The sequence below is a fragment of the Cupriavidus sp. 291-E7 genome (assembly GCF_057798835.1).
This window is the reverse complement of record NZ_JBYOJV010000024.1, coordinates 66,629-86,610: the sequence shown is the minus strand read 5'-3', so window position 1 is coordinate 86,610 and position 19,982 is coordinate 66,629. Positions and strand designations below refer to the sequence as shown.

General features: G+C 58.1%; 19 protein-coding genes and 4 pseudogenes. 3 read left to right on the top strand and 20 right to left on the bottom strand.

From position 1 onward, the window contains the following. Positions 1-260: 260 nt before the first annotated feature. Positions 261-584 (bottom strand): H-NS histone family protein, encoded by a 324-nt coding sequence (locus AC3FLX_RS29325; protein WP_488700850.1) that lies wholly within the window; start codon positions 582-584, stop codon positions 261-263. 757 nt (positions 585-1,341) lie between these two features. Then, positions 1,342-1,828, bottom strand: a pseudogene (locus tag AC3FLX_RS29320) (integrase core domain-containing protein); the annotation flags it as partial. Positions 1,829-1,925: 97 nt separating this feature from the next. On the opposite strand from AC3FLX_RS29320, the gene tnpA reads away from it, so the two are divergent. Continuing rightward, complete coding sequence (gene tnpA, locus AC3FLX_RS29315) at positions 1,926-2,291, top strand: IS66 family insertion sequence element accessory protein TnpA (protein ID WP_488700849.1); 366 nt, start codon at positions 1,926-1,928, stop codon at positions 2,289-2,291. Between the two features lie 69 nt (positions 2,292-2,360). On the opposite strand, the pseudogene AC3FLX_RS29310 reads toward tnpA, so the two are convergent. The 8 genes and pseudogenes from AC3FLX_RS29310 to AC3FLX_RS29275 form a co-directional block, all read right to left on the bottom strand. After that, positions 2,361-2,857, bottom strand: a pseudogene (locus AC3FLX_RS29310) (transposase); the annotation flags it as partial. Positions 2,858-3,119: 262 nt separating this feature from the next. Continuing rightward, a pseudogene (locus tag AC3FLX_RS29305) lies at positions 3,120-3,224 on the bottom strand (M30 family zinc metallopeptidase); the annotation flags it as partial. A 1,464-nt stretch (positions 3,225-4,688) separates the two neighbouring features. Continuing rightward, positions 4,689-5,135, bottom strand: a complete 447-nt coding sequence (locus AC3FLX_RS29300) for a CesT family type III secretion system chaperone (protein ID WP_488700848.1) — start codon at positions 5,133-5,135, stop codon at positions 4,689-4,691. Between the two features lie 10 nt (positions 5,136-5,145). Beyond that, positions 5,146-5,634 carry a type III secretion system chaperone gene (locus tag AC3FLX_RS29295; RefSeq protein WP_488700847.1) on the bottom strand — a complete coding sequence of 163 codons (489 nt, stop codon included), beginning with the start codon at positions 5,632-5,634 and terminating at the stop codon, positions 5,146-5,148. Between the two features lie 24 nt (positions 5,635-5,658). Continuing rightward, a complete protein-coding gene (locus AC3FLX_RS29290) occupies positions 5,659-6,306 on the bottom strand; it encodes a hypothetical protein (protein ID WP_488700846.1) in 648 nt (215 codons plus the stop codon). Positions 6,307-6,683: 377 nt separating this feature from the next. Further along, positions 6,684-6,977, bottom strand: a complete 294-nt coding sequence (tnpB, locus tag AC3FLX_RS29285; protein ID WP_488700845.1) for an IS66 family insertion sequence element accessory protein TnpB — start codon at positions 6,975-6,977, stop codon at positions 6,684-6,686. Positions 6,978-7,177: 200 nt separating this feature from the next. After that, a pseudogene (locus AC3FLX_RS29280) lies at positions 7,178-8,034 on the bottom strand (IS110 family RNA-guided transposase); the annotation flags it as partial. Positions 8,035-8,199: 165 nt separating this feature from the next. Further along, positions 8,200-8,580 carry a winged helix-turn-helix transcriptional regulator gene (locus AC3FLX_RS29275; RefSeq protein WP_488700844.1) on the bottom strand — a complete coding sequence of 127 codons (381 nt, stop codon included), beginning with the start codon at positions 8,578-8,580 and terminating at the stop codon, positions 8,200-8,202. 91 nt (positions 8,581-8,671) lie between these two features. Between AC3FLX_RS29275 and AC3FLX_RS29270 the strand changes: the two genes are divergently transcribed. Continuing rightward, the gene (locus AC3FLX_RS29270) at positions 8,672-9,079 is read left to right on the top strand and encodes a DoxX family protein (protein ID WP_488700843.1); all 408 of its coding nucleotides are present in this window, start codon (positions 8,672-8,674) and stop codon (positions 9,077-9,079) included. A gap of 27 nt (positions 9,080-9,106) precedes the next feature. Continuing rightward, positions 9,107-9,850 (top strand): SDR family NAD(P)-dependent oxidoreductase, encoded by a 744-nt coding sequence (locus AC3FLX_RS29265; RefSeq protein ID WP_488700842.1) that lies wholly within the window; start codon positions 9,107-9,109, stop codon positions 9,848-9,850. Positions 9,851-10,284: 434 nt separating this feature from the next. On the opposite strand, the gene AC3FLX_RS29260 is transcribed toward AC3FLX_RS29265, so the two are convergent. The 10 genes from AC3FLX_RS29260 to AC3FLX_RS29215 all read right to left on the bottom strand — a co-directional run bounded on the left by AC3FLX_RS29260 (position 10,285) and on the right by AC3FLX_RS29215 (position 19,839). Beyond that, positions 10,285-10,584: a hypothetical protein gene (locus AC3FLX_RS29260; RefSeq protein WP_488700841.1), complete on the bottom strand. Its 300-nt coding sequence runs from the start codon at positions 10,582-10,584 to the stop codon at positions 10,285-10,287. A gap of 797 nt (positions 10,585-11,381) precedes the next feature. After that, positions 11,382-11,783: a type II toxin-antitoxin system VapC family toxin gene (locus AC3FLX_RS29255; protein ID WP_488700840.1), complete on the bottom strand. Its 402-nt coding sequence runs from the start codon at positions 11,781-11,783 to the stop codon at positions 11,382-11,384. Next, complete coding sequence (gene vapB / locus AC3FLX_RS29250) at positions 11,783-12,019, bottom strand: type II toxin-antitoxin system VapB family antitoxin (protein ID WP_488700839.1); 237 nt, start codon at positions 12,017-12,019, stop codon at positions 11,783-11,785. The genes AC3FLX_RS29255 and vapB overlap by 1 nt, the downstream gene beginning before the upstream one ends. A 141-nt stretch (positions 12,020-12,160) precedes the next feature. Continuing rightward, complete coding sequence (locus tag AC3FLX_RS29245) at positions 12,161-13,027, bottom strand: tyrosine-type recombinase/integrase (protein ID WP_488700838.1); 867 nt, start codon at positions 13,025-13,027, stop codon at positions 12,161-12,163. A gap of 92 nt (positions 13,028-13,119) precedes the next feature. Further along, a complete protein-coding gene (locus AC3FLX_RS29240) occupies positions 13,120-13,404 on the bottom strand; it encodes a hypothetical protein (RefSeq protein ID WP_488700837.1) in 285 nt (94 codons plus the stop codon). Between the two features lie 309 nt (positions 13,405-13,713). Then, a complete protein-coding gene (locus AC3FLX_RS29235) occupies positions 13,714-16,038 on the bottom strand; it encodes a sbcc family protein (protein WP_488700836.1) in 2,325 nt (774 codons plus the stop codon). Beyond that, positions 16,026-16,541: a hypothetical protein gene (locus AC3FLX_RS29230; RefSeq protein WP_488700835.1), complete on the bottom strand. Its 516-nt coding sequence runs from the start codon at positions 16,539-16,541 to the stop codon at positions 16,026-16,028. Before AC3FLX_RS29230 ends, AC3FLX_RS29235 begins: the two co-directional genes overlap by 13 nt. Before the next feature lie 177 nt (positions 16,542-16,718). Further along, on the bottom strand, positions 16,719-18,176 hold the full coding sequence (locus AC3FLX_RS29225; RefSeq protein ID WP_488700851.1) for a metallophosphoesterase family protein: 1,458 nt from the start codon (positions 18,174-18,176) through the stop codon (positions 16,719-16,721). A 95-nt stretch (positions 18,177-18,271) separates the two neighbouring features. Next, entirely contained in the window at positions 18,272-19,579 is a 1,308-nt protein-coding gene (locus tag AC3FLX_RS29220) for a recombination directionality factor (protein ID WP_488700834.1), read from the bottom strand. After that, on the bottom strand, positions 19,528-19,839 hold the full coding sequence (locus tag AC3FLX_RS29215; protein WP_488700833.1) for a DUF7696 family protein: 312 nt from the start codon (positions 19,837-19,839) through the stop codon (positions 19,528-19,530). Before AC3FLX_RS29215 ends, AC3FLX_RS29220 begins: the two co-directional genes overlap by 52 nt. Positions 19,840-19,982 lie beyond the last annotated feature (143 nt).

Below are 19,982 nucleotides of genomic sequence, written 5' to 3'. Positions count from 1 at the left end.
GGAGGCAGGGAGGCAGGGAGGCAGGGAGGCAGGGAGGCAGGGAGGCAGGGAGGCAGGGAGGCAGGGAGGCAGGGAGGCAGGGAGGCAGGGAGGCAGGGAGGCAGGGAGGCAGGGAGGCAGGGAGGCAGGGAGGCAAGCGGACCACATTCGACGCATTTGGGAATATCGTCGTCCCCCCGTACGAACACGGTGCTGTGACCGGTCGTCCTCGTGCCCCCTTGTGCTTGCGGATCGCTTCGAATGCGCGATCCTTCAATGGATCATTCAGTCGCCTCTTCCGCAATAAGAAAACGTTTTGGGTTTTTGCCCAGCCAAGCCGGCGCTCGGCCTCGACCAGACCAGGTTTTACCGGTTTTGGGATCCATATACTTTGGGGGGAGCGCCGGTTTCTCACTTTCGTGACTGTCACTCTTTACTGGCCGACCGCGGCGGCGTTTCCCTACAATGTCATCCACGGTGAGGCTATACGTCTCCATCAAACCACGGATCTGATCGATAACTCCGGTTACTTCTTCTAGCCGCATTTCTGCGAGACGGACTTCCAACGCTTCTTTCTCCGCAAGCAGCTGTTGATATGTGGCCATTCTTTCTCCTTAAAAGATCTACTTGAACCTCCATTCTATACCAAAAACGAATGCGACGGTATTTCGATAAAAAATGTGCGTTGTCCGGTATTGACCCGCCTAACGATACCGTGCCAGTGACTCTCATCGGCTGAAGGAAATATACTCGTCCCGACACGCTTAGAACTTCATTGTGAAGTTTCAATCTTGATCGTCTGAAAATAACAGCACTGAAAGGATGCGAATCAGTGTATGCGAATTTCGCCAATCGATCAGATCACCGCGGAAGTCGTCAGCGTCATTGGCGTCGTCTACAGCCTCACGCCTATTGAATGCAGCCTCACAGGTACCACCCGACTTTCAGACCGGTGAAGCCCAGTACGTAGCGGTGACACCAACAACCGGGCGCACTCAAATCGCTTGCGTCGATGACGCGATCGGCAAAGCGCCGCTTATGGGACCCCGTGTGTCATTAGCGATGATACACGGGGTCCCATCGCCGACAATGTTGGCGGCTTACTGCAAAAGATTCTGAACAATGCGACTGCTTTACCGACGCTGATTGGATCATTACAGACGCGGCAAGTTGCGCTGCGTCTAGTAAAGACTTCTTGGCTACCATCGCCGTGAGTCACCGCGACGCTGTCGAGGCTGAAGCTATCCCGCTAGCGCGTCACAATGGTTGCGTCAGGGTGGCGCCGTTTCCGCCCATTGGACGCAACGCAAGTTGTAGCCCCACAAAAACGAATCGGCGGCTGATGCTCCGGGTTTTATTGAATCACGACCGAAAGCGTTGACCTGCGGTGGAAGTTTGTAGCCAATCAGGAAGTGAGTCGGTTGTCAGCCAGGCTAGACGGACCGTGACCGGAGGTTGATAGCGATGGGCACTATGTGGCCTGCTCTCGTTGTAGAACTGCCGCCAGTGCTCGATGAGCACCTTGGCTTCTGCGTGGCTGCGGAACCATTCGCGGTTCAGCAGCTCGTCACGGCTGCTTGCCGTTGAAACTCTCAACAAAGCCGCTCTGCCACGGCTATAAAGGCCGAGCCGATTGCCGCGTCACGCCGCCAGCGCAGGAATTTGGCGGCGGCAAATTCGGCGCCGTTGTCCGAGCGGACGTATGCGGGCTTGCCGTATGGACGAAGTCGTAACTCCAGACGGAGTTGGGCCGTGTAGCGCCGGGCAGACGAATATCACTGCCGCAACGGCGCCGGCGAGGACGCCGCTTCGGGATACCGAGCTTCAAAGTCCGCCACATCCGGCGCACCGCAAGCGTCCGGTCAGTACCGTCTGGACGTTAAAGCGCCAATAAGCACAATAGGTCCCCACCAAACGATACATGGGGACCTATGCCAGAGTCTGCTATGGGTCAGGATGGTTACGGTAAGGAACCAAGGCGACGCTTCCCGGTTGAGTACAAGCGCCAAGTTGTGCAATCACTTCTGTCGTCAACGATGTCGCTGGCGCGCTTTGCGCGCGAGCACGATCTGAACCACAACCAAATGGCCAGATGGCGCCACGAGTATGAGCAAGGCAAGTACGGTGCGGTGCCGGAGCTGCGCAAGGACTTCATACCCGTATGTGTCGAACCGAATCTGAGTATCCTGCGACTGGTTGTACTTACCTCCAGAGCGATGGCAACGGTCGAGCCCCATCTACCCAAGGGCAGGATCGTGATTCACGATGTCAGCCACGCCTACCTGCACGAACTTATCGAGGCGCGCCGATGATCGGCCTACCTGCTGCGACGCGGGTGTGGCTTGCAGCCGGTATCACGGATATGCGCTGCGGCTTCAACAGCGCACCCGCGATTCGCCCAGTGCCAGCCAGGCCGCCATCCGGCGATAGCCAAAGCGTGGCACTTCCTGGGAGGGCGTGAGCAGCCGTTCGCCCAAGCGCCGGTCTTTTCTCCGACTGCCTGAGCACATAGGTCGGCACCCGGCGACTGAGCCCCAGGTAACGACAGCCTTGCGTTGCGAGAGACCCCGCCGAGTGAGGGCTTCCAGCGCATCGCGCCGTCCCGTCGGGGTATACATTTTTTTCGGCCGAGCTCCTTCAAGCCGTCGATGACTAGCAACTGCTCGGCCAGCAGGCGCTTGAGCCGCTCGTTCTCCGATTCGAGCTCCCTGAGCCGGCGTACCTCAGCCACGCCCATGCCGCCGAACTTGTTGCGCCATCGATAGAACGTCTGCTCCGTGACGTTGTGGCGCTTGCACAGATCCTTTGCCGACACCTCCCGGCTTTCGGCTTCCCGCAGGATGCGGATGATTTGTTCGTCGGTAAATCGCTTCTTCATCGAGTTCTCGATACTCCAAGGATACGAGAACTCACTTTCCGGCTGGCTACAGGATTCGTCTCAGTTCACCGTCGAGTTGACACGAATCTTGACCGTATCGCTATACGTACATACGTACCACCTACGTACCACGAACAGGCTAGCATACGGCTGGATCGATAGAATGGCTCGCAAAGTCCTCCATCTTCATCGCTGATGGCTCTTCCAGCTACGCTAGGAATAGATCGACCTTCCACACTGTGCGGCAGAAGAAGTTTTCCATTTACATGCCGTCGTGCGCCGTCCTCAGTAGCATCGATTTCATACCAGACGAACCACGGGGATACAGCGTTTCCGCGTCAAGATAGAGCGAAATAGAGATTGCTGAACCGCTGGCAGCGTGTCGGTCTTTCCTGGAGCTTCATAACTTTCAAAAAAGAAGCCCTCACGAGGAGGGCTGAACGAACGGGGAAAATCAGCAGTAAGTATATGTAGATCAACTTCCACTCTTTATAAGAAATGAGCGTTATTTTTAGAGAAAAGTGTGCCGCATCTTCGAATGCCTCGACAAAATTTGCGTCGGCGCCGCCCCCGCACCCTATGCTCTCGCATTGGTGGCTGCTCGGATGCCCGCACATATAGATCGAATCGGCTCCGGCTCAATACACGACGGGCATGCCGCGATTCACCTCTATCGTTAGCGCGCCTCCACCTCTTCACGATGAGTCCGAGACGCTTTTCCCTGCGTAATGCCGATCCACAGCGTTATTGAGCGCCAGCACTAACATGATTTCCAGCTAAATTTCGACGCGCAACAATCTATGCGCCGGTCGCGCTCATGCAAAAAAGCCTGCGACAACATATGCCTGTGATGCCACAACTTGAATCTGAATTCCGCTACCGGGCACGGTGATGCGAATCAGCAAATACCGTCTCGCTTGGCGCTGGAAGCGCAGGTTGCAATGCTTCGACTGTAGGGGGGCCTAAAGCAGACCTGACTGAATTTGCCGGGGTTCGTGATACCCGGTGCTAATTGGAGTGCTTGCTTGTATAGATACGCAGGAATCGCCAATAGAGGACTATCGTCCCAACTTAAGCCTAAAATTGACTGATCTCGCTCGCGGATGGCAATGGCAATACCGCAAGGCCCCTATAATGTGGCACCGAAGGTATCGGCTGTGGAATGGCAATAGCGGGTAGGCGGAGATATCGCCCCACGTCGGGGAATATGCAACACATGTGTAAGTATGTAGCGTGCGCGTCCGCGAAGTCGTCGCATGTTAGATGCGGAGCTTCCTCCACTAGGCGATGCTCTCTCTTGCATCATAAGACGGCAGTGCTGTGGACCTCGAGGAACTCGAGCCAAGCTCGCGGACTACAAGTATCGGCAACTTTCATGTTTGAAAGTACGCCATATTCGGTTGTCTTCTGAAGATCTCCTACGGGCTCAAGCCAGGCTTCCATGTATTCGAAAATTTTATTGCTGCACCGCACAATCTGCCCCGTCAGTGGCGCGCTGCAACGGATTCGTCATGTTCGTCCTTCGGTTCGGGCATCGGTAGCGCAACAACGCCCCACGTCCTCCGCTAAAGCCGGCGCACTGAGGGTCTGTACGAGCAGCAATACCGATGCTTCGAGAACCGGCTGCTTTCGATACTTTGCTGTTTGAACATCCGCACTGTCGCCTCTATGACAGCGCTCGAAAATAGCGCGTTCGGTAACTGCAAGCCCTCTACTCTGGTCCAGATTGCGCCCGACGCCAGTCATCGCGAAGGACGTTCTAGATTCTATTTCGTACTTAGCCCTCCAGCTTTGAGCTGCCTCTTACGTTGCCGCCAAGAACACGCCAGGTTCACCGCAGAAACATTTGGTTAAGCGTCATATCCAGGGATTGCTCTAGCCCCAGATTCAAGTCGCCGTCTATCAGTTGACTACGCCATCGGCGCGCATTGGCGACGAGAGCGTCGATGAGCTCCGGCAAGAGCGACCGAGTTAGATGGTGCTTCTCTAAAAGCATGAGCACCAACAGCCGTCCGGTACGTCGGTCCAACGCGAACGATGCACCTCCAGCGTCTAACAGCCGCCCGTTGAGGCTCAGCAACGCCTGGAACTCCGCGGCCGCGTTTGCTGGTAATGAGAGAAGATCGATCATTGCCAAAGCGTGAACAACTTCCTGCCGAGAGAAGAACCGAATATTTACATGCAGGTCATCATCGAACAGTAAAGCGGTTGCGAACTCGGCATCTAAAGTCAGATCGGCCAAACCGTAATGGCTAGCTAAGCCTTCTATCGCGGACATGACAACGTCGTTAAACAATATAACCCTTGAGGCCTGAAAAATATGTTGCACCGTCGTCGGCTGCGTCGGAGAACGGACGTAAGGCTTTTGACAATTCTATGGCCCAGAACGACGCAGCCTGTAGCAGTAGATCCAACTGTGCACCGAGTTCCGCACCACTGATATTGCGCGACGATTCGGAGTCGGCTGGGAGAACAGTTTTAATAACCGAACTGTATAGTACAGCGCCTGTCGCTGGGACTAACGACAAAACCCCGTTAGGGTAGTCGCACACGCAGACTAGGTTCATCTCTAGCAAAGCGCGCAGCGCGTTCATCTGAATCGGCGAGGAAAGTTGACCGACAGTAACCGCGACTTTTACCATAGGGAACTCGCGGAAAGCCTGCAGAAACACCGTTGTCTGTGCATCAAGCACCAAAATGGCGCTGCCATCGGCATCGAACTTAAAGTCTACGATGCCGATTTCACGCAGCAGTAGCGCGGCTTGTTCGCTATACATTATCAAACTTGCAGCGCTTATTATTTACGCATAATTTAATTTGGATTTTGGGAGTTCTTTCTGGGAATCGTCGCCAAACATTTTGTGGAAAGGCCACGTGAATGCGCAAACAGTCGATTCTTCAATAGTTGGATTCTTTGCCGATCTGCATGCGCCAACGATACCGCTGGCAAGCATAGCAGGGACTGCACATACCACCCCAACTGCGGCACCAGCAGCAAGTAAGAAGGGCAAGGCAATAATTGCGCCGAGGCCGCCCCCTTTTAAGAATACTCCCACGGTGCCGAAAACACTTGCGAGGAGGCCACCCAAGGCTCCGCTTACAAATCCGCCTATTGCAGCGGCAATACGCTTTAAAAGCGACGTATTTTCTCGAGCCGCGCTCGCGATCTCACGCTGGCTTGTCGTTGGCTTCTCGACAACTCTAAGAGATGACGCTTGGAGGCGCTCACCTCGGCCTATGTCTCTTTGAATCGCTGGCGGTTTTTCTGGGACCTTGATCAATTGCTCGTGGCCTCGTACATTGCCCCTCCCTATGTGAGCATTTATATCCATGCATGGCTTAGGGGTAGCCGACTTAACTGTGGCTTTCACTCCGGACTTGCGAATTTGCTCCTCGCCACCGACGGGCATTGCCTGGACGTTGTGGGTACAAGCCTTCTCTATTCCCATCTGCATCACCTTTCGAATTTATACTAATGAAATGAAATTACTACTATGAACTCGATGGAGTATACGTATCCACATCGGCATTGGATATAAAAACAGCGCTGAGTTTTTCGAAAACCGCGCGAGTATCCCGCGATGCTTTGGCGAGCCCGGGCACATGCCAGCGGGTACCCCATAGCAGGCGGACATGTAATCAACCGTGCTACGTGCCCTGATTCGGGTGGTGGACGCCCGGACCTTCCTGTCGCGGAATCCAGCGGAGCGACCTGTTCTCAGCACTCCCAGCTGCCCGTTCTTCTCAAAGGCCAGGGGAGCGAACTGAACCACCCCGGGGCGGTTCAAACGGACATGCCGGCTAGTGTAGGAGCCGGCATGTCCGTTTACAAGGCGAGCGTCGGTCGCCAGGTGCGTTCCGGTTTGCGCCAATCGATACCTTCAAGCAACAACGACAGTTGCGCCGTTGCCAGGTGGACCTTGCCACTCGTTGCCTGTGGCCACACGAACCGGCCTCGCTCCAGGCGCTTGGCGAGCAGGCACAGTCCGTCGCCGCTCCACCAGAGCATCTTGATCAAGTTGACCTGAGACGAATCCTGTAGCCACTCGGAAAGTGAGTTCTCGTATCCTTGGAGCATGGAGAACTCGATGAAGAAGCGATTTACCGACGAACAGCTCATCCGCATTCTGCGGGAAGCCGAAAGCCGGGAGGTGTCGGCGAAAGATCTAAATTTTAGCCGTGCGGACCTAACTGATGCGAGTTTAGAAAAAACTAGTTTTGTCAACGTAAATTAAACCAGGCAAACTTACGGGGAGCAACTTTTGACGTTCCATCCCTTGAAGCGAAAACTCCGACAGATAGGGCTGGCTTGATCCTTTCGAAATCCTTCTGATATGGCCATTGATGCGCCAGCATGGCTCAGATTTTCTGGCAAGCTTATTGGCCATCGCCACGATTACGACATTTAACGGACGCCGCTGTTTCAGTTGCTCGACCCAAGGCCCCGGCGCTTTCACGCGATAGACGATGCTCCGAGCAGCATGAACAAGCAAAGTCCTGAGGTAGGTGTCACCACGCTTGCTGATTCCCTGTAGTTCGAGCTTGCCGCCGGAACCGGTCTGTGCCGGCACAAGTCCGCGCCATGCCGCGAACTCGCGGCCGGACTTGAAGTCTTTGGCATGACCCATCGTTGCTACAGCGGCTGTTGCGGTAAGCAGCCCTACGCCAGGAATTGCCGCGATTGCTTTGGCGGCCTGATCGTCTTTCACCCACTCATGCAACCGGCGCTCGATCTGGCAGATCTGGCAAGCGTCCTGACAATTTCTCCAAAACTCCTGCAACTGCCTTGTTCAATGCCGCCCGACCAACGCCGATCACCTCGCCGTACTCGGTCAGCAATCCTCGAAGGCAGTTGATCTGCATCGTACGAAACTTTACCAGTTGCTGCCGCATGCGATGCAGTGCAAGAATGGCTTGCTGGGCTTCGGTTTTCACCGCCACCGCATTGCAATCCATTTGCGCGGCCATCCAGATCGCCCGTGCATCGGCCGCATCGTTTTTGTGCGAATGTTAAACGCCTTGACGAACTTCGCCGGCATTAACTTCACCCGATGCCCCATCTCAATAAGCCGTCGAGCCCAGTGCTGAGATCCGCTGCAAGACTCCATGCCAACGAGGCAGGGCTTGCGATTGGCGAAGTATTCGAGAAACGCCGCCCTCTTGATGCATCTCGTTATACGGAAGTCATGACTCTTCCCGCAGCGCCTGAATGGTAAGTGCACCAGTCGAGGGAAAATGCAGCCCTCAAGAAGCAAATCACCTCGCCTCTTTCAAGCAAGAACTGTAAATTCATCACCGCTGAAGCCCCTACGCGGGACTGCACTTCTTCGCGCAACGCCAGCCTAGCTGCCTTTGGCTTTCCGGCCACGTGAAGCCGGCTTTTCCGGCAGGCTTCGACCGTACTCGCTCCACCAAGCCGTGAGTGCTTCCATCGTCGGCCCAAGTCCACGGGCCTTTAGCGTGATCTCGTAATCGACCCGTGGAGGCACTTCCGCGAAAACAGTGCGGGACACCAAACCGTCGGCCTCAAGCTCACGGAGCTGGGCCGTCAGCATGTGCTGGGTAATGCCGGGAATTGCCTTTCGCAGTTCTCCGAAGCGATAGACCCGCTGGTTGAGCAGCCACATGATTTCCAGCTTCCACTTGCCCGAAAGCAGCGCAAATGCTCGGCGCATTTCATCGTGCATGCTGATCTCGTTGGCTCTATTGGTATGGTTTTTCATACTATGTGTCAGTTATTCATCCTACTTGATGGTTTCCATATTAGACGACAGCATTGAGGTTAGTCGATAGAAAAACTCTAGAAACACTCACATGGCTGCGAACTACACATACTGGATCAGCACGACATTGCTGGCACTGCTCTACCTGACATCTGCGGCGCTCTACATCGTCAAAAGAGATTGGGTGCGCCAGACGCTTGCCGAGCTGAACTATCCAGCTCCCTACCTGGTGCCCCTCATGATCGTGGTGAAGGTACTCGGACCGATCGCCATCCTGTCGCGTATCAGCGTACCGCTGAGCGATCTGGCCTACGCAGGCATCTTCTTTCACCTTCTGCTATCCGGCTCGGCGTACCTGGGTGTGCGTAAGCCGAAGGGAGCACTTCCGGCCGTCATTGGTCTGGTGCTCTTGGTCGTTTCGTTCACCACCCAAAACGCCGCCCGTGACACCCCTTCGCCCTATGGTGCAGCCGTGCCAGCCCAACAAAGCAACCCCTAATTTCACCCAACCTCAAAGGAGAAAGTCATGTCCCGTCTCAATGGAAAAGTAGCAATAGTCACCGGCTCCGGGCGCGGCATCGGCCGTGCCATCGCAAAGCGGCTTGCAGCGGAAGGCGCGAAGGTCGCCGTGGTGTCGCTGACGCCCGCGAATGTAAATGCTGTCGTAGCGGATATTCACGCCGCCGGTGGAACGGCCATCGGCATTCCCACCGACATCAGCAATACGGAGCAGGTCAAGGCAGCGGTGGATAAGACCGTCGACGCTTTCGGTCGCCTCGATATTCTCGTCAACAACGCCTTCGATTCATCCGCGCCGTTCTCAACCGTTCTCGACCTTTCGGCGAAACAGTTGCAGCGCAATTTCGACACCGGCCCGATTGCCTACCTGCGATTCATGCAGGCCGCCCATCCCCACCTCAAGGCCAGCGGCGAAGGCCGCATCATCAACTTCGGTTCGGCGGCCGGCGTAATCGGCCTGCCGGGCTACACACCCTACAACATGGCGAAGGAAGCGGTGCGCGCCCTGACCCGCACGGCTGCTCGCGAGTGGGGCACAGACAAGATCACCGTGAACAACGTGCTGCCCGTCGCAGAAACCTGGGGACCGGAACACAACGTACCTGCTCCGACCAATGCGCTCGGCCGTTATGGAGAGCCGGAAGCTGACGTTGCACCCGTTGTCCTGTTCCTCGCTAGTAAGGATTCGCAGTTCATTACCGGGTCGAGCCTGACACCTGATGGTGGTTTCATCATCGACAGCGCCCGCTAGCTATCGCCTAGAGCCAGAGCCCAAATCTTCGTCAACCTGGCCCGCGAACGAGACCGCGCGGAGTTGCAGCACCCCTACTTCCGGCTGGCCCCAATGGTATGGAGCTGGGGGCGCCTAACACTGCCGCACTGCGCGCCTTCGAAATGGAAAAGCTCACCGACGAGGAATACGCCGTGCGCCTCGGGGTGAGTCACCTGTAAGGTCGGCGAGCCAGCTGGGCGGCCTTGGGCTAGAAGCCATTGGCAACAGCCACAGGCGCGTCGCGGCGTCGATCACCAGACGAGAGGCTGCGAGCGATACCGCCGGTGTCGCCGGCAAGGGCGAGGAAGGATGGAGCCCATCTTTGACACAACAGTTGTAAGCGTCCTGCCGGTGTGTAGCGGCAAAATTGTAATGTCCGGCCCGACATTTGATGTTGGCCTAGGCAGTGTCTGTCAGACCTTGATGGGCCCGAACATACCCGTGAAGATCAGTGCATTCCAGATCTTTTTGATTGCCTGCCCGGTTTCCTGGCTCACAAACAGGGAAGACCGGCTGCCGTGGGGTCTGCCAAGGAAATCAGGGCGCATCGCCTCCCACGTCTCCGCAACCTCCGACCAGTGGCAGCACGGGATTTCTTTCTCTAGGATTAGGGGCATGGCAATAGACAGCGGGATCATCCCATCTGGATCAAGGGATTTATGCCACTCGCACTTGACTAGTACAGGCGTCGCATCGGGGTGATACAGCTGCACATCCAGCTTCTCCGCCGTAATTCTGGCGGCAGGGTGATAGGGCAACGCATTTACGGATTCGATGACCTTCTCCGCTTTCCCGCTTGCAGTGTATGAAAATCCACCAGTGTTGATCCCTTCGCCAGTCGGGCAATTTGAGACGTGCCAGCGACAACTCTATCCAGCGGCCGGCTGTTGCGACGTACTGCGGCTGACGGCCATATCAAGCCAGGCCGGTTGCGGCCACTCTTTGGGCCCCATAACTCGACGCCAGGGACCGCATACCCCGCTTCGGTGGCACATGCCAGCCATGCGGCCTCGGCGCGATCGGCATCCGCCTGGATTCCGGAGAGGGCTTGGAGAAGCACTACGTGAACCGTCAACTCCCGCTCAGTCGCCCAATTGAACAACGGACTGGAGCCACGTTCTCCGAAACGTCGCTTCCAATGTTCGCGCATGCGCCTGGCAACACCTCGCGTCTGCCCTATGTAGCAAGCGCTCTCCGTCACGCCATGTGCGACAAGCGCGTAGATCCAGAAGTCGTAGACAACCCCCGAGATAGTGAGTATCCCAGCTCTTCCAGCCTTGTCATGGTTTGCTGGAAAAAGTCTGAATCTGCGGGGCCCTGCGCCCCTGACCGTTACGGAAGCCTCGTTGTACCTCATGACTATCAGGCCTTGCTCTTCTACGAACCTGCGCAACTGCGACAAGGTTGACACATCGTCGGCATTGATGAGCCGTTGGTAGTTCTTCTTTTCGGTCATCGTGGGCAGGCGGCGTGCGCTGGGCGCCAAACACGCCTAGTGCTTTTTTCGTGACTATTCGTGGAGCCAGTTCTCAAGCTTGACACCGGGATAACCGGCAAAGTCCCGCTCGTTATTGGTGACCAGCACAATGTCGAGAGCGACGGCGTGCGCAGCGATCAGCTTGTCTAAGTGATCCTTCTTACGCTCGCGCGTCGCCTCGCGAATGGGGCCATAGGCTTCCGCTGCAGCAGCATCGAACGGCGCCACCGGAATGTCCTCGATCAGCGCAGCGAGGTTCCGGCGTTCGCGGGCGCGGCTAGCAGACACAGTGACACCGTACTCCAGCTCGGCGTACGTTATCGCCGACATCACTACGTCTCCGACGTAGCACTGCGCAAACCGCTTTGCGACCTGTTCAGGCTGGTTTTTCATCAGATAGATGCACATGTTCGTGTCAAGCATGAAGCGCGGCATTACAAGGCCTCTCGCTCAGCTTGCTCCTGCTCGCCTCGCCCCTCGTCCATGAAATCTGGCCCAAACTTGGCGAATTTCTTCAGCACCCCTGCAAGCGGCCGGCGTGCCGGCCGGATGCGCAGCTCATCGCCCACGCGTTCAATTTCCAGGTCCACGTCCAAGCGTTCGTAGGCCAGGTCAGCCGGAATACGGACCGCCTGCGAATTGCCATTCTTGAAAGCCTTGGTGGTGTGCATGTTGAATCTCATCTATGGATGTACCGTGGATGTACTATAGACCATGCGGAGCCAGATGTAAATCCATGTGTGTACGTTACGCGCTCCCGCACGGATATGCCACGCAGACCCATCAGAATATCGGCGGTGGCCGTCCGTGTTTTAGCGATCACGCCCCCTAGCAAGTAGGGCTCGCACGCCTTCAGCGCCGCCAAGCGCAAGATTGGATTCCACGGCTTCCGCTGCGGCTTCGAAGTCGCGCTTGTTGACTTCGAGATACGGAGACACATGGTCGATGTGCGAATGACCAAGTAGCAGTTGAACCGTATCGAGCGAGTGTCCCTGTGCGAGTAGCCTGCTGGCAAACGTCCGCCGCCCGGAATGGCTGCTGTAGCCCCTGCCGAGCCCTGCTGCGCGATAAAGGCCCGTCACATAGGTCTGCAGGCTGTCAGCGGCCAGGTAGTCGACCTTCTCGCCGGCATCGTTTATTCGGCGCTTGGTGCTCAGCTCGTAGGGGCCGCCTTTCTGCGTAAGGATGAGACACGTCCTAGGCATCAGGCCATGATACTTGCGACGGTCCAACGCCGTGCCCTTGTCGCGCGTCCAACGCCATGCGATATAGCGCTCCAGGGCGGTAACTGTTTTGGGATGGGTCAAATAAACGCACCTCTGGCGGCAGCCTTTGGTAATCGCGGCCCTGAGGCTCACTTCGTCCAGAATCTTGCCCGAAGGTTGCAAAACATCGGCCACCTCGATGCGGGCTATCTCTGATACCCGCATGCCGCAGGTAAAGCCAAGCAGCAGTATGAGTGCGTCGACGCTCAGCGTGCCGGCTAGTGGCCTCGGTGACTCGGAGCAGGTGGCGGATTTGGGAAGGCTTGAGGGTCTTGGCGCGCTTGATGTCCACGATTTCGATCTCGGAACGCGCTCGATTCGAGCTACGTTACGAGAGAAAAACAGCCAGCGCTCCTTTCCATGATAAACCGGCTTGTTTCCTGACTTCCTAGGAAAAATGGTTGCGAGCTCCACCCGTCGTCCCGAAATCAAAAATGCCCACCGTTCCTTTGGGGGAGAGGCGGGCATTTGGGTGGAAGCGATGGGTACGCACGGCGCACCGGGAATCAAGCCACCTTGCGGTGGGGTGGCAACAGGCCAAACTTGGCCAGGGCTTTGAGATTGGTTTCAATGTAGGTCACCATGCCGTCGATCTTTACCGCGAGGTAATGATCGAAACATGCAGCGTCTTGCGAAACCTCGACGCTTTTCGCAGTCTTGAACACTTGGAGCAGCGCCTCACGATCAACGTTGTCGCCCTGCCATCCAAAAATGCGGATGAACGTATGGATCTTCCGGCGACGCGGCAGCAGCTTTTCGGCCTCTTCGGCCGTGACGAATACTTTGGACATGAATCAGAGCCTTAAAACAGGGCTATGCCTGCGTTGTTAACGGTCTGGGGGTGCAAAAATGCAGCCCTTCGGATGTAGGATGGAAGCCGACTGGCATCTCCGTTTGCGCCTCGATTCAGTACTGACAAACGGGACCGGTACCGCAATAACCACCGCCATAGATCTGCTGACAGTAGCTCTCAATGCTCAATGAAATCGGCCCGGAGTTGGGCGAAGACATCTTCAAGACATTACGTAGACATTGGGGATAAAGGAAATGCCCGCTTCCTTTCGGGAAACGGGCATATGGTTAGTGAATGGCGCCGGGCGCTACTGCGACGACAGCGCAACAACATCGATGACGCCGTCGGCGTCGTCCACCAGGTCGGGAGTCTGTGAAATAAAGTACTCCCGCTGATAGCCACCGACGCGCAGAACCTCGCGCTTCATCGTCATGAAGGCGCGCTTACGGTCCGGATCCAACGGACCGTCCGCTTCATCGGTGAACAGCGTCTGGAAAGGCTGCTGCGCATCCTGCACCCTGTACAGGGCGATTCCGCGCGTCAGACACTCGTTGATCCAGACTTTCTGCCCACCCGACATCACGCCGAATTCCTTCGTGGTGTCGTTATCAGCGTCGATCACGTTGATGGAAAAGCCCTCGCGCTTTTCGCCGCTGGCCAGCGCTGTCTGCGTCTGGATCGCGATGGTGAATCGCGGTCCATAGCAGGCCAGGAGCAAGTCGTTGACGATCTGCGTGATGGCCGGGCCCGCGTCATCGATGGACAACGCGATGACGCCATCGTTGCCCAGGCCTTTCGCAAGCAGCTTCCATTGCGCAATCTGGTCGGACAGCGACTGCGCCTTGGCCTCGATCGCCGGCATGCCGGCAAGCTCAGCATCTAGACGCTCACGTTCGGCCACCAACATGCTCTCCTGCCGAATCGATGCTTCGATCCGACCGGCAATCGCAGCGACAGCCTCCCGGCTGCCTGCAATCTGGCGATCCATCTGGGCCAGCATGCCGGTCACATCCTCCGTGGCCAGCGTCGCCAGTTCCCGACGCACCGCTTCGAGCTGAGATTGCACGTCCGCGATATCGCGCTTGTGGCGCTCAATGCGTGATGCATCCTCCTCGCTCAATGCCGCCAGATCGCGTTCGGTCTGCGCCAGTCCTTCGCGCGCCGCGTTCAGCAAGGACTTCTTGGCGGCCAACGCCGTGAGTCGCTGCAGCTGTTGCTGATCGCGATCAAGCTGTGCTTGCAGTGTAGCTAGTGCAGGGCGCGCCGTGGCACGCTCCGCAACCCCGGTTTGCATCGATTGGACCTGATCAAGTTTCCTGCGATAGCTTTCACGCAGTGCCTTGACCGATACAACCTGCTCTCCAAGGTTTGCCTTGGCATTCCGAGCTTGAGCCAGCAACGGACAGGTGGTGTGCATCGGATCATCACGGCAGGGAACGGTCTCGATGACGTCAGCTTGCAGTTTCAACGACTCCACAAGCTTCGCGCCGGCAACACCTTGCTGCTCCAGGCCCGTGAGCTCGGAACTGAGCGCCGCGTGCTGAACCTGCAGGGCATCGAGCTTCTCCACGACTAGGCGTTGGCTGGCAATTTCTGCCTGCCTCTGACCAATGGCCAGTTGCGCGGCATCCCTTTCGCCGGCAGCAGTCTCAATGGTCGAGGCCTCCGCCAACACTGCACGATGGCTTGCCGCTTGCCGATCCAGATCACGCCGTCGCGCCGTAGCACGTCCGCCAGCGGTCTGTTCATCGCTGGCTAACGATGCGGCACGCTGGGCCAACTCACCCTTGCGCTGGTTCAGTTCCCGTAACCGCGCTTCGGTACCGGCATTGGCTTCCTGTTTTGCAGCAAGCGTCGCGCGCTCCTGCAGCAGCTTCGCGCCCTTCGCCGTTTCCTCGTCGCTAGCCTCCCGTTGAGCACCAAGGCTTTCACCAAGTTGCGAGATCGCCTGGGCCACCACCGTTGCCCGATCGCGCTTCCCCGTGAGGGTCAGCACGTCGCGCTGTAAGGTGTCCAGGGAGCGGGTGAGCAGCTTGGCGACCTCGCCTGCTTTCGCAGAGAGGTCTCGCAAGTGATCGATCCCGAGCAGCTCGGCGAGCAGCTTCTTGATCTCGCCAGGCTGATAGCTCGCGAGCGGGCGCCGGTTCTGGGCAGAAAACACGCTGGTGAAAAACGCCTCAGGAGACCCCAAGACGGCTTCGAGGCAGCGGTTGTAGGTCTCCGCCTTGCCGTCCGACAGTGTGCCGTCAGCCAGTTGCACCGGCTTCCATTCACCGTCGGCGGCCTTCTCAAACAAGTAGTACTCGGCCTTGCGGCTCTTACCAGGGTTACGGAACGCGAACGCGGAGCGATATGTCCTGCCGCCGTGCTCCCATTCCAGATCCTTCTCCGCGCGCGGGGCGCAGAGATGGTCCCAGTACGAGAATGCGTCGGCCGACATCTTGCTCGCGTGGCTCGGCATGATGGGAAAGGGATGCAGGTTGTCCATGATCGTTGTCTTCCCCGCCCCATTGGGGCCGACAAGGGCAATCAGGCCGCCGGGCAGCGCCGACAGGTCGACGGTGACGCTATCCCGATGCATGCCGTCGCGGATCCCGTGGAATCCGGACAGCGTCAGCTTCAGTGGGCGCATTCGGACACCTCCGAACCGCTGAAGGAATGGAGATAGTCCGACGGCACTTCCATTGCGCTGTCGTCCCAGTGCGGGACATCAGGCAGCGAAGGTGCATCCTGCTCCGGCTTGCCAGCGATCGCCCGCTCGACTGAGCGGCGTACAGCGGAAAACTGCTGGCTCGCCAGCTTCATCACCGCGTCCCAGTCCTGCTGGCCGGTGAGGGCTCGCAATTCCAGTTCGCTCCATTGAGACGCCAGGCCGCTGGAGAACGACCAGATCAAGTCCTGCAGTTCCTTGGACGGCGCCACGACGAAGAAGGTGTTGCCACCCGCCTCGCCCAAGGCCATCACCAGCATGTGGTCGCGCTTGGCGATCACTGCGCCGCGGCCGGGGCCGAACGGCTCATACATCATGCACTGCGTAAAGTCATGCTGCTCGCAAAGGCGCTTGGCCATCTCCGAGCGGTTGATAAATGTCTCTTCAACAAAGAGCCAGTCGGGACCAGCGTGGTAGAGAATCATGCGGCACTCCAGGGGTAGGACGGCGTGCACCCCGGACGGGAAGCACCCGTCTGGGTAGATAGAAACGAAATGGATACTGCGGGGTCGATGCGTCAGGGACGCGGGTAAAACCAGTTTTCGACAACCTCGAAGGCTGTCGGAACATGGCTTTCGCATGTTCTAAGGATTGGCGTATCGCTACGAAAAAAGGTCGTCGGTCAGCCAATTCATCGGCGTGGCCGCGGTCACGATGGGTCCTGCGGGTTCCGTTACCGACACGACAGGTGTCGCCTCGGCTGCGGAAACAGGTTCATCCAGCTCCAACTCCCCCAGTTTCGCAATGAAGGGCAGCGCTGCAGCTTCCACAGCGTGCACCTCCTGCGTAGCAGGGATGGAGATTGGCATCTCAGCAAGGCCAGCGAGCACTTGATCGGCAATCGCCTGTGCATCGAGGTTTTCGAGCATCGACAGGCTGTCCAGCAACGGATTCGCGTCAACGCCCGTCAGTTCGCACCATCGCCCTAGCTTCTCGGACAATGTTGCTGCCCGGCTGATGCCTTCGGCGCGACTGCGAACAGCCGGCAGCACGCGTGCTTCCAGCTTAACCTCCGCACTGGCGCCAAAGAGCGCCTGGATGGCCTCGCGATCCACAAGTTGGCGATGCTCCTCGTTGACCGTCCAGCGGACCCGCACAAACTTGTGGGCGGCGTCGGCGGCCATCGCGGCAAGCTTCGCCATGTCAGGCGGGCCGTCAAAGTCGATGCAGACAGTCTCGCTCGCTGGCGTTTTCACTTGGGAGGCAATCGCCTGCCCAGGTGAAACCTGCCACTGCAGATAGCCCTTCGCGCCGATCTCACCGTAGTGGAACCGGCCGATTGACCCCGGATAGGCAACCACCCTGCCCTCACGCTCCCATTGCTGGGCGCGATGAATGTGGCCGAGCATGAACGCGTCGCAGTCGGCATCGAACAGTGCACCAATGGTGAACTCATGGTCGAGTCCCGCCATCGGCACGCCATGCTCCGTCTGGCATCCGTTGACGGTACCGTGGGAGACACCGACCGTACGGACGCCCCGTGACCGCCAGTGACGATTCACAGTCCCCGCAGCCGCCAGATAGTCAGCCAGGTGATCGCCTACCCCCGTCGCAGCATTTGCCACGCCGGCCGCGGCTGCCAGCACCGCCTTGTTGACCGTTGGCACGCAAGTGAACACGACATCCGGCAGACCGTGCTGCGTCAGCAGCTCGTCCATCTCCGCCTGGCTGAAGATCGCGCCGTCGCTCGGAAAGAATGCCTCGCCAGTGAGCGCGACCTGGTGGATTCGATCTGCGACATACACGGGTCGACTTGCTCCGATCAGTCGAAACAGATCCAGCGTGCCGGGCGGCTCGTGACTAAAGGTTCCTTGCAGCATGACTACTGGCATGTGTGCGGACAACTGGTGGATGCGCCGCGCCAGCGCGGAGAGCGCGGGGGTGTGGGCATCGAGCCGGTGGTCCGTCGAGTCACCCGACACCACGGCTACATGGCAGCGACTTACGATCGCGTCCTCTACCGCAAAACCAAAACATCGATCCGCTTCGGCCAAATGACCAGGTGAATAGTGCAAATCAGAGAAATGCGCTGCAAGTAGGCTTGCGCCATCGTTGAGCATCATGGAACCCCCAAGGGACTGTGCCGGCATGCGGCAAGAAAGGAAAAAGGGAAGCCCGTAGGCTTCCCTCAACTGCCGGCACAAGGCTGGCGATGTTACGTCGCGACGTCGGCAGCGATTGCCGCCACCTGCTCGCGGAAAGCCATCGGGTTAGCCAGGGCGGTGCGCAGTTCATCCAAGAACCGTCGCACATCCTGATCCCGCTTGGACCAACCACGCCCGAAGGTCACCGTTGCGAAGGCCTTCAGTTGGCGGGCGCCATCCTCGCTGTTGAGGCCGAGACGCTGCACGAGATCGAGGTATTCGCTCTCCAGGTCCTCTGCACCTGCCTCCGTATTGGACGCGGGTGCCGAGCCAGCGGCCGATGTTCCGGGCTGCGTAGCTTCGGTGATGGAGTCATCGGCCTGGCCTTGCTCTGACAGAGAAACTTCCCCTTCACCTTCAAGCATAGCGACGGCCTCTTCTGCCATCTCCAGTGCCGGCGGGCGCCGGTCCGAGCCATCGAGCAACGATGCGATATCGATGTCGGCATCCAAGGTGATGAGCCATTGCATCTGGCGTACCGGCTTGCCGGTGTCGTCGATGCGACTGATCTCGATCTCCTGCTTGGACATGTAGAACTGGATACCGACGAGTCGCCCGCCACGGGCCATCGCTACGGTCTGCATTGCGGCGTGAGCCTTTTGCAGGACGTAAATCGAGGTCGTAGGCATTTCGATGAGGCCGAGGCCAGAGATGTGCGGCACCGCAAAAAAGAAGCTGGCCGAGAGGCTGCAATGACCAGTCTGGTACTGCGGACACTCTTGAGGGTCGCAGATACCGTCCGGGATCGCTTCGTCCTGGCGCAGGATGATTTTGCGCCCGCCCCACACGCGCTTCGCACGGTTGGCCCGCTCATCACGAACTGGCGGCGCATACATCTTGCAATAGCGCATGCCGTCGTGACCGTACTCAGAAAAGAACTGCCGACCGCTTTGCGTCCATGACACGAGTTGGTTGGGCATGTTGCTCAGCCAATCGTCAAACGCGAAGACAACGGGGAATCGCCAGAGGCGGTGCCCATTGCCATCGCCTCGGTCCTCACCGTAGCGCTGGACGATATTGTCGGCCACCGCAGGGTTAGCGAAGTCGGAGCCGCGGCAGGTGAACCACGGAACGTTCTTGGGAACCAAGGGTGTCTTGATGCCGGTCGCCCGCGTAATCTCGGCACCGATGCGCTCGAAGCTCTCGCCGCTGGCAAGAAGCGCATCATGGATCTTTACTGCCTGTTCTCTGTCCCGCGCAGCCTTCGTCAGGACTTTGATGCCGGGCCGGATCTTGCCAATGATGGGCGGCCGCATGGGCCGCTCCTCTAGCAGGCTTCGGCGTCCGCCGGGCTCGCTGTATGTGATGGGTGCATGCATTCGCTCTTTCTCCTATCAAGGAAATGAACGACGTTGGCCCGGATGGACGCAGCATGCTCCCGAAGGCGCAAGGCTATGTCTGCCCCGCGCTGGGTCGTTACTGAATTGAGGAAGTTCGCTCTCGCGGCTTCCGGTAGGCCGGCGACGTAAGCCGCCTCACAAAGGTTGCGCCAGGCCTGCGGCATTTCCGCGTATTCGGCACGGCGCAGGTTAAGCGTTGCCGCGATAGCGGCGGAAATCTCGGCGTTCTGGTGGTGCATGAGTTGCTCCTGGAATCGAGGTCTTTCACCAGAAACAAAAAAAGCCCGCCCCGGTTTGCGCCGGCAGCGAGCTTTTGAGTCAGGAACCTGCAACGCCACGCCCCTTCCGGGGGCGTGGCATCGAGGGAGCGGCGCACGATTGC

What these genes read in the sequence shown, in the direction of transcription:
- AC3FLX_RS29325 (WP_488700850.1), bottom strand. Translation starts at nt 584, where the DNA reads ATGGCCACATATCAACAGCTGCTTGCGGAGAAAGAAGCGTTGGAAGTC.
- tnpA (WP_488700849.1), top strand. Translation starts at nt 1,926, where the DNA reads ATGGGTCAGGATGGTTACGGTAAGGAACCAAGGCGACGCTTCCCGGTT.
- AC3FLX_RS29300 (WP_488700848.1), bottom strand. Translation starts at nt 5,135, where the DNA reads ATGTCCGCGATAGAAGGCTTAGCTAGCCATTACGGTTTGGCCGATCTG.
- AC3FLX_RS29295 (WP_488700847.1), bottom strand. Translation starts at nt 5,634, where the DNA reads ATGTATAGCGAACAAGCCGCGCTACTGCTGCGTGAAATCGGCATCGTA.
- AC3FLX_RS29290 (WP_488700846.1), bottom strand. Translation starts at nt 6,306, where the DNA reads ATGGGAATAGAGAAGGCTTGTACCCACAACGTCCAGGCAATGCCCGTC.
- tnpB (WP_488700845.1), bottom strand. Translation starts at nt 6,977, where the DNA reads ATGAGCTGTTCGTCGGTAAATCGCTTCTTCATCGAGTTCTCCATGCTC.
- AC3FLX_RS29275 (WP_488700844.1), bottom strand. Translation starts at nt 8,580, where the DNA reads ATGAAAAACCATACCAATAGAGCCAACGAGATCAGCATGCACGATGAA.
- AC3FLX_RS29270 (WP_488700843.1), top strand. Translation starts at nt 8,672, where the DNA reads ATGGCTGCGAACTACACATACTGGATCAGCACGACATTGCTGGCACTG.
- AC3FLX_RS29265 (WP_488700842.1), top strand. Translation starts at nt 9,107, where the DNA reads ATGTCCCGTCTCAATGGAAAAGTAGCAATAGTCACCGGCTCCGGGCGC.
- AC3FLX_RS29255 (WP_488700840.1), bottom strand. Translation starts at nt 11,783, where the DNA reads ATGCCGCGCTTCATGCTTGACACGAACATGTGCATCTATCTGATGAAA.
- vapB (WP_488700839.1), bottom strand. Translation starts at nt 12,019, where the DNA reads ATGCACACCACCAAGGCTTTCAAGAATGGCAATTCGCAGGCGGTCCGT.
- AC3FLX_RS29240 (WP_488700837.1), bottom strand. Translation starts at nt 13,404, where the DNA reads ATGTCCAAAGTATTCGTCACGGCCGAAGAGGCCGAAAAGCTGCTGCCG.
- AC3FLX_RS29235 (WP_488700836.1), bottom strand. Translation starts at nt 16,038, where the DNA reads ATGCGCCCACTGAAGCTGACGCTGTCCGGATTCCACGGGATCCGCGAC.
- AC3FLX_RS29230 (WP_488700835.1), bottom strand. Translation starts at nt 16,541, where the DNA reads ATGATTCTCTACCACGCTGGTCCCGACTGGCTCTTTGTTGAAGAGACA.
- AC3FLX_RS29225 (WP_488700851.1), bottom strand. Translation starts at nt 18,176, where the DNA reads ATGCTCAACGATGGCGCAAGCCTACTTGCAGCGCATTTCTCTGATTTG.
- AC3FLX_RS29220 (WP_488700834.1), bottom strand. Translation starts at nt 19,579, where the DNA reads ATGCATGCACCCATCACATACAGCGAGCCCGGCGGACGCCGAAGCCTG.
- AC3FLX_RS29215 (WP_488700833.1), bottom strand. Translation starts at nt 19,839, where the DNA reads ATGCACCACCAGAACGCCGAGATTTCCGCCGCTATCGCGGCAACGCTT.